Source organism: Nonomuraea sp. NPDC052116, from assembly GCF_040680035.1.
Lineage (GTDB): Bacteria > Actinomycetota > Actinomycetes > Streptosporangiales > Streptosporangiaceae > Nonomuraea > Nonomuraea angiospora_A.
Genome location: NZ_JBFAWA010000018.1, coordinates 248,345 through 254,821, shown reverse-complemented (window position 1 = coordinate 254,821; position 6,477 = coordinate 248,345). Strand labels below are relative to the sequence as shown.

Sequence of the window (6,477 nt, the reverse complement as noted above, 5' to 3'; positions counted from 1 at the left end):
CCTGGGAGACCTTCCAGCAGATCAACAACCCCGACGGCACGATCAGCCTCAAAGCCCAGGCCAACGGCAAATACGTGTGCGCCGACAACGCCGGATCCTCAGCGCTCATCGCCAACCGCGACGCCATCGGCCCCTGGGAATCCTTCGACCTGATCACCAACTGACCTTGACGCCGCAGTGGAGCAAAGGAATGCATGTCGATATCTCGCGCCGTACGTTCGTCACGTCCGTGCTCTCCGGATCCGCCCTGGCCGCGGTGGCGTCCAGCCAGGTGGCCTCCGCCCTGACCAGCGCCGCGCAGGCGGCGAGCCCGCCGGGCGACGTGGTCGGGAAGATCACCGTTGGCTACCAGGGCTGGTTCGCCTGCATCGGCGACGGAGCCCCCATCAACACCTGGTGGCACTACAGCCAGAACCCGTCCCAGCCGCCGTCACCGAGCAACACCACCATCGTGGCCTGGCCCGACATGCGCGAGTACACCCGCACCTACCGGACGGCCTACGGCAACCTCGGCAACGGGCAGCCCGCGACGTTGTTCTCCTCCTACGACCAGCAGACGGTGGACACGCACTTCCGCTGGATGCGGGAGAACAACATCGACACCGCGGCGCTTCAGCGCTTCAACCCGAACGGCGGCGAGGGCCCGACCCGCGACGCGATGGCGACCAAGGTCCGCAGCGCCGCCGAGGCCAATGGCCGCAAGTTCTACATCATGTACGACGTGTCCGGTTGGACGAACTTCCATCCCGAGATCAAGACTGACTGGACCGCCAAGATGGCCGCCCTGACCGCCTCCCCCGCGTACGCCAAGCAGAACGGCAAACCCGTCGTGGGCATCTGGGGCTTCGGCTTCACGGAGGACAAGCATCCATCCGACGCGGCGGCCTGCCTGGACGTGGTGAACTGGTTCAAGGCCCAGGGCTGTTACGTGATGGGCGGCGTGCCGACCTACTGGCGGCAGGGCATCAACGACTGCCGGCCGGGCTTCATCGACGTCTTCAACGCCCTGAACATGCTCTCGCCCTGGATGGTCGGCAGGATCGGCAAGGCCGCCGACTCCGACTCGTTCTACACCAACCTCAACACCCCCGACCAGGCGTACTGCAACTCCCACGGCATCGACTACCAGCCCTGTGTGCTGCCGGGCGACGTCAAGGGGCGGCAGCGGGCGCACGGCGACTTCATGTGGCGGCAGTTCTACAACATGGTCCGCGTCGGCGCACAGGGCATCTACATCTCGATGTTCGACGAGTTCAACGAGGGCAACCAGATCGCCAAGACCGCCGAGAACGCCTCCATGATCCCGGCCGGCTCCGGCCTCCTCGGCCTGGACGAGGACGGCACGGTGTGCTCGTCGGACTACTACCTGCGGCTCACCGGCGACGGCGGCCGGATGCTCAAGGGGCAGATCGCGCTCACCTCCGTACGCCCGACCCAGCCCGTCGCCAACGCGTCCTCCACGGTGATCAGCCTGCGCTCGCGGGCCAACAACCTGTACGTGACCGCGGAGAACGCCGGAGCCCAACCCCTGATCGCCAACCGCACCGCGATCGGCGGCTGGGAGCAGTTCGACCGCGTGGACCTCGGCAACGGCAACATCGCCCTCAAGGCCAGGGCCAACGGCAAGTACGTCACCGCCGAAAACGCCGGCGCCCAGCCGCTCATCGCCAACCGCGACGCCGTCGGCCCCTGGGAGACCTTCCAGCAGACCAACAACCCCGACGGCACCATCAGCCTCAAAGCCCAGGCCAACGGCCAGTACGTCTGCGCCGACAACGCAGGAGCCGCACCACTCATCGCCAACCGCACCGCCATCGGCCCCTGGGAATCGTTCGACCTGATCACCAACTGATGTGATGTCGTGGCGCGCCGGCTCACACCGGCGCGCCACGACACAGGGTCAGCCTGCTTTCTGCACGGACAGGCGGGCGATGAGCGCGTCCGTGTCGCGGGCCAGCACCTGGCGGATCTCCTCCACCGTCACCAGCGCCGGGTCCACCGCCTTCGCGCGGAAGCCCTGGAGTGCCTTGACGGTCTTGGCGTCGTTGCCCGATGCCTCGGCCTTGCGCACCTTTGTGAGCTCGGCCTGCAGGGTGTTGGCGGCCTTCTGGCTGAGCCGGCCCGTCGCGCGGAAGCGGTCGACCAGATTGCCCAGGTCACGGGTCGACGTGGTGACGCCGAAGGTGACCGTCTGCTCGGTCGTGTTGCCCGCGCCGTCGGTGGCGGTCACCTTCAACGCGTGGATGCCGAGCTTCATCTCGTACAGGGCCCGCAGGAGGCCCGACTGGTAGGGGGCGTCGTCCAGCCGGCCGGCCAGCGTCTTGACGCCGGAGGTGCTGTCCATCGCCTCCCAGCTGATCCGCAGATCCTGGCTGTCGCCGTAGATCTGGCCGTCGGAGATGCCGGAGACCAGGACGGTGGGGCGGGTGCCGTCGAGCTTCAGCGTGGCGGCCTTCTCGGTCTCCACGTTGCCCGCCTTGTCCTTGGCCCGGTAGGCGAGGGCGTGCGTGCCGTCGCCGGTGATGTTCACCGGCTCGGTGTACGGCTTCCAGCCACCGTCGTCGAGGTTGTACTCGATGGCGGCCACGCCGGAGGCCGGGTCCGTCGCGGCCAGGGTGACCGGCACCGCGCCGCCGTGCCAGCCGTCGTCGTTGGCGGGCGCGAACTGGGCGGTGGTCAGCGGCGCGGTGGCGTCCTTCTTGACCTGGACGGTGCCTTCGCCGGTGTTGCCCGCTTTGTCGGTCGCCCGGTAGGCGACCTTGTGGTCGCCGTCGGCGGCCACGCTCACCGGGTCGGTGTAGGCGGTCCACGGCCCACCGTCGACGCTGACCTCCGTCTTGGCGATGCCCGAGGGGTCCGCGGCGGTGACGGTCACCGAGACGCTGGAGACGTACCAGCCCGCGGCGCCGTCGGGAGCCGCCGGGGTGGTGGCGGCGGACACCTGCGGCGGCGTGGTGTCGAGGGAGCAGTCGCCCTGGGCGACGCCGCTCGCCCAGCGGATGCCGCCGACGAGCAGCTTGCGGAACTTCTCGTCGGCGTAGGACTCGTTCGTGTGACCGAGGCCGGTGTAGAACGAGCGCCCCTTGCCCATGGGGTGGCACCAGGTGATGGGGTGGTCGCCCATGTCACCGCCGGTGTAGGTGCTCTCGTCCAGGCTCTGCAGAACGTGGACGCTCGCGCGCGGGTTGGTGCGGAAGTTGTACCACTCGTCGGTCCTGGGCCAGGTGGCGTCGAGGTGGGCCGTGGCCGGGTGAGTACGGTCCTCGTTCTTGACCGTGGCCTGCTGGATGGCTGGGTGCCCCTTGAAGTAGGCGCCGACGAGCCTGCCGTAGTAGGGCCAGTCGTACTCGGTGTCGGAGGCCGAGTGCACGCCGAGGTACCCGCCGCCGCCGTCAACGTAGGCCTCGAACGCGGCCTGCTGGGTGGCGTCGAGCACGTCGCCGGTGGTGCTGAGGAACACCACCGCGCGGTACTTGGCCAGGTTGGCGGCGGTGAAGGCGCCCGCGTCCTCGGTCGCGGTCACGGTGTAGCCGCCGTCCTCCGCGAGGTCCTGGATGGCCTTGATGCCCGCCGGAATGGAGTCGTGGCGGAAGCCGGCCGTCTTGGAGAAGACGAGGATCTGGTTCTCGGTGCCGAGCGTGAAGTTGTCGACGTCGAACAGGTAGCCCGTGCTGCTCCCCTTGAAGACGAGGAACAGGGGTCCCGAGGCGCCGCCGGTCAGCGACGTGGTGACGGTCTGGAAGGTCTCCCAGCTCCCGGTGACCGGCACGGTCACGGAGCCGAGCAGGGTGCCGGTCGCCGAGCCCGCGCGGACCTCGATGGTGCCGCCGGCCCCGCCGGAGGAGATCCGGGCGGTGAAGGAGGTGGCTCCCGCGGTGCTGACCGTGGCGTAGCCCGCCCAGTCGCCGTCGTTGATGTAGCCGACCGTCTTGCCGCCGCTGGCCGTCGGCTTGTCCGCGGTCTGGACGCCCGAGTTGGAGGTGTACGACTCCGCCTCGGTGGGCGCCGCGGAGTCGGTCAGGGTGAAGGAGTCGACGTCGAAGAGGTTGCCCTGGCCGGAGGGGCCCTTGAAGACGAGGACCAGGGTGGTGGTGCCCGAGGGGGTGCCGCTCAGGTCGGCGGTGACGTTGGCGAACGTGTCCCAACTGCCGGTGACCGGCACGGCCACGGAGCCGAGCAGGGTGCCGGTCGCCGAGCCCGCGCGCACCTCGATCGTGCCGCCGGCCCCGCCCGAGGAGACCCGCGCGACGAACTTGGTGGCGTCGCCGAAGGCGTAGCGCTTGAAGGCGATCCAGTCACCGTTGTCGGTGAAGCCGACGGTGGCGCCGCCCTCGGCCGTGCCATGGGTGGCGAGCTGGATGCCCTGCTGGTCGCTGAAGTGCTCGGCCTGCCGGTGCCGCGGCTGCAGCACGTGCGAGTCGTGGGTGGTCAGGCCGCCGGAGTCGGTGTACTCGGCGTCGAGCACGCCGTAGAGGTTGGCGGCCGCGTCGTGCTCACCGTCGGCAGGGATCGCCATGGTGCCCGAGCAGCCGTTCTTGGAGGTGATCTGGTGCTCGTGGCTGTCGTGCCCGAGCAGGTACGTCACCTTGACCTTGTCGCAGTCGATCGAGGAGTCCTCCGGATCGGTGACCTTGACCTCGAACGGGACGGTGTCGCCGAACGCGAACAGCTGCCCGTCGAGGGGCCGGGAGAGCGTCACGCTGGGGGCGGTGTTGCCCACCGTGATGATGACGTCGGCGCTGCCGGTGCCCCCTTCGGGGTCGGTGACCGTCAGCGTCGCGGTGAGGGTGCCGTTCTCGGTGTAGGTGTGGGTCGGGTTGGCCTCGGTCGAAGTGTCACCGTCGCCGAACGCCCAGGAGTAGGTGAGCGCGCCGCCCTCGACGTCGGCACTGCCCTCGGAGGAGAAGGCGACGGTCAGCGGTGCCTTGCCGGAGGTCTTGTCGGCGGATGCCTTGGCGACGGGCTTGTGGTTGGCGCCGCCGCTGTACTCGACGCGGTACAGCGCCTGGTCGCCAGCGTCGGTGCCGTAGTCGAGCACGTACAGGGCGCCGTCCGGTCCGAAGGCCATGTCCATCACCTGGGTGCCGGTCCAGGGGAAGGCGCTGATCTCACCTGGCGAGCCGTCCGCCTTCACCTCGATGGCCTTGATCCAGCGGCGGCCGTACTCGCCGGCGAAGTACCTGCCGTCCAGGTACTGCGGGAACTTGATCGGGGAGTCGAGGTCGGGGTCGTAGCGGTAGACCGGCCCGCCCATGGGTGACTCGGAGCCGCTGCCGAACTCGGGTGGCGAGCCGGCGTCGCCGTACTTGATCCAGCTGGACTTGGCGGGCGGCAGCTGGGCCAGGCCGGTGTTGCGGAAGGAGTTGTTCGCCGGCCCGCCCGCGCAGTCGTACTTCGCCCCCGAGGGGCCGCTCGGGAAGGTGTACTCGTTGTACGTCTCGGCGGTGGTGTTGGTGCCGGTGCAGTACGGCCAGCCGTAGTTGCCCGGGCCGGCGATGCGGTCGAACTCCACCTGCCCGCCGGGTCCCCGGTCAGGGTTGGCCGAGCCCGCGTCCGGGCCGTAGTCGCCCAGGTAGACGATGCCGGTGACCCTGTCCACGCTCATCCTGAACGGGTTGCGGAAGCCCATCGCGTAGATCTCGGGCCGGGTCTTCGCCGTGCCGGGCGGGAAGAGGTTGCCTTCCGGGATGGTGTAGCTGCCGTCCGGCTGCGGCTTGATCCGCAGAAGTTTGCCGCGCAGGTCGTTGGTGTTGCCCGACGACCGCTGGGCGTCGAACTGCGGGTTGCGGTCGGTGCGCTCGTCGAGAGGGGAGTACGAGTCGGACTCGAACGGGTTGGTGTCGTCGCCGGTGGTGAGATAGAGGTTGCCGGCGGCGTCGAAGTCGATGTCGCCGCCCACGTGGCAGCACTGGCCGCGGTCGTTGGGCACCTCCAGCACGACCTTCTCACTGGCCAGGTCGAGGGTGCCGTCCGCCTTCAGCGTGAAGCGCGACAGGTTCAGGTGGCCCTTCCACGGCGCGAAATCGGCCTCCGTGCCGTTCTTGGGGGCGTCGCCGGAGGGCGTGTCGAGCTCGGGCGAGTAGTAGAGGTAGACGAAGCGGTTCGTGGCGAAGCCGGGGTCCACGGCTACGCCCTGCAGGCCCTCCTCGTCGTGGGTGTAGACGTCGAGTTTGCCCGCCACCTTGGTCGCGCCGGAGGCGTCGGTGAGGCGGACCGTGCCGTCTCGGGCGGTGTGCAGCACCGACCTGTCGGGCAGGACGGCCAGGGACATCGCCTGGCCCAGGTCGGCCGGCCCGGCGGCCAGCGAGACCGCCTGATAGTCGTAGGCGGGGATGTCGATCGCCGCCCCGGCCGGGGTGGCGGTCAGGCCTGTGACCGCCGTGAGGGTCAGCAGGGCAGCGGTGGATAACCGCGCCGCCCAGCGTGGCGTACGGAGTGACATGAAGATCCTTCCTGACTTGGAGGGGACGTCAGGCA

The 6,477-nt window shown here is 69.2% G+C and carries 2 protein-coding genes; one reads left to right on the top strand and one right to left on the bottom strand.

Annotated features, from left to right (window positions below; genetic code table 11):
- The first annotated feature begins 190 nt into the window (after nt 1-190).
- On the top strand, nt 191-1,852 hold the full coding sequence (locus AB0L65_RS32120) for a hypothetical protein (protein WP_364252790.1): 1,662 nt from the start codon (nt 191-193) through the stop codon (nt 1,850-1,852).
- A gap of 48 nt (nt 1,853-1,900) precedes the next feature.
- Here the strand turns inward: AB0L65_RS32120 and AB0L65_RS32115 are convergent, their stop codons facing one another.
- The gene (locus AB0L65_RS32115) at nt 1,901-6,442 is read right to left on the bottom strand and encodes a ThuA domain-containing protein (protein WP_364252787.1); all 4,542 of its coding nucleotides are present in this window, start codon (nt 6,440-6,442) and stop codon (nt 1,901-1,903) included.
- Between the last annotated feature and the right edge of the window lie 35 nt (nt 6,443-6,477).